This is a genomic window from Cupriavidus sp. 05T313 (assembly GCF_056396665.1).
Genome location: NZ_JBFTLX010000463.1, coordinates 1 through 2223 on the forward strand (window position 1 = coordinate 1; position 2223 = coordinate 2223).

Genomic DNA, 2223 nt, shown 5'->3' on the forward strand with positions numbered 1-2223 from the left:
CCGGCTGGATGTTGTGGATGGTCATCGCACCCACCATCAGCGCCATCACCGCGTTGGGCGGAATGCCCAGCGTCAGCAGCGGGATGAAGGAGGTTTGCGCAGCGGCGTTGTTGGCCGATTCCGGGCCTGCCACGCCTTCGATGGCACCCTTGCCGAACTCATGCGCGTACTTCGAGGTCTTCTTTTCCAGCGAGTAGGCCGCAAACGAAGCCAGCGCAGCACCGCCACCCGGCAGGATGCCCAGCGCCGAACCCAGCACCGTGCCACGCAGCACCGCGGGGATCATGCGCTTGAAGTCTTCCTTGGTCGGGAACAGGTTGGTGATGTGGTCGGTGAAGGTCTCGCGGGCATCCTTCTGTTCCAGGTTCGCGATGATTTCCGCGAAACCGAACACACCCATCGCCACCGAGACGAAGTTCAGGCCGTCGGTGAGTTCAGGCACGTCGAAGGAGAAGCGCGCCGCGCCCGAGTTCACGTCGGTACCGACCAGGCCCAGCAGCAGGCCCAGCACGATCATCGCAATGGCCTTGACCAGCGAACCGGAAGCCAGCACCACGGCGCCGATCAGGCCCAGCACCATCAGCGAGAAGTATTCGGCGGGACCGAACTTGAACGCCAGTTCCGACAGCGGCGCAGCAAATGCCGCCAGGATCAGGGTAGCCACGCAGCCGGCGAAGAACGAGCCCAGGCCGGCGGTGGCTAACGCCACCCCCGCTCGTCCTCGCCTGGCCATCTGGTAGCCATCGATGGTAGTCACCACCGACGACGATTCACCCGGCAGGTTGACCAGAATGGCGGTGGTGGAGCCACCGTACTGGGCGCCGTAGTAAATACCGGCCAGCATGATGAGCGCGGCCACCGGCGGCAGCGTGTAGGTCACCGGCAGCAGCATGGCGATGGTGGCCAGAGGCCCCAGGCCCGGCAGCACGCCGATCAGGGTACCCAGCACGCAGCCCAGGAAGGCGTATGCCAGGTTTTGCAGCGTCAGGGCGGTCGAGAAGCCGAGGCCCAGGTTGGCTAGTAGTTCCATATGGCCGTCTCCTTAACCTGCCAAGAATGCAGGCCACACCGGCATCTGCAGATTGATGCCATACACGAACGCACCCATGCTGATCAGCACCAGGATGACCGCGTTTGCGACAGCGCCTTTCCAGCTGAATTCATGGCTGGCCATCGAGGACACCAGTACCAGGACCAGCACGGACAACACCATGCCCAGCGGCTTGAGCATGAGGCCGAACAGCACCACCGAACCCAGGATCCACAACAGCGTCTTGATGTCCCAGCGCGCCAGCTGATCTTCTTCCTTCTTGGCGGACAGGGAACCCCACAGCACCAGCGCGCCCAGCAGGGCGAGCACGATGCCGAGCCAGAACGGGAAATATCCCGGGCCCATCTTGGCGGCGGTGCCCATGGAATAACCACGTGCGACCCAGGAAAAGCCGAATCCGACCAGGATGAACATCAGGCCGGAGGCAAAGTCCTTTTGGCTACGAATGCGCAAAATGATTCTCCTCGAAAAAACTGCTTGAAATCCGTGCGGCCGTCGATGTTGCAGTGCGCAAAAATGACGCTTGCATTCGTCCTGCCGCTGGCAGGGTGGAAATTAAGGGGGGGACCTTTCAGCTACCTTTCAGATGTCTGCAAAAATGGTCAATCTCCGGGTATCTCCCTAGGCGACATATGAAGGCGGGCCGGACGGCATGGCGCCGGCGCCGGATTGCGCCTCGCAACGGGGGCGCGGCAGTGCTGACATGGCGCTGCGTTATCATCGTCGGCTGCGCTGCCGTTGCCGCCGCGTACGCAGCCCGCGGCCGATGCGGCGCGGCATTGGTACTGAAAGGGAAAGCCGTCTTGGAAAGCATTGACCATGTCATCCTGATCGGCGCCATCGTGATGTCCCTGGGCATTGTGGTGGGCGCCTTCTCGGCGCGCCTGGGCGTGCCTTTCCTGCTTGTCTTCTTGTCGGTCGGCATGCTGGCTGGCGTGGATGGCCCCGGCGGCATCCGCTTTGCCAACACCTGGCTGAGCTTCCTGGTCGGCAACCTGGCGTTGGCGGTGATCCTGCTCGATGGCGGCCTGCGTACCCGGCTGGCGACTTTCCGGGTTGCGTTGCGGCCGTCCCTGTCGCTGGCCACCGTCGGGGTCCTGGTCACGACCGGGCTGGTGGGCCTGTTCGCCGCCTGGGTGCTGGAGATCGACTGGAAGCTCGGCCTGCTGCTG

At 63.4% G+C, this 2223-nt stretch carries 3 protein-coding genes; 1 reads left to right on the top strand and 2 read right to left on the bottom strand.

From position 1 onward, the window contains the following. Positions 1-1030 (bottom strand): tripartite tricarboxylate transporter permease (locus tag AC1DKD_RS40805; protein ID WP_477144701.1); only part of this gene is annotated, 1030 nt, incomplete at its 3' end. 12 nt (positions 1031-1042) lie between these two features. After that, positions 1043-1504, bottom strand: coding sequence for a tripartite tricarboxylate transporter TctB family protein (locus tag AC1DKD_RS40810; protein WP_035866512.1), 462 nt, complete (start codon positions 1502-1504; stop codon positions 1043-1045). 350 nt (positions 1505-1854) lie between these two features. On the opposite strand from AC1DKD_RS40810, the gene AC1DKD_RS40815 reads away from it, so the two are divergent. Then, positions 1855-2223 (top strand): cation:proton antiporter domain-containing protein (locus AC1DKD_RS40815; RefSeq protein WP_477144702.1); only part of this gene is annotated, 369 nt, incomplete at its 3' end.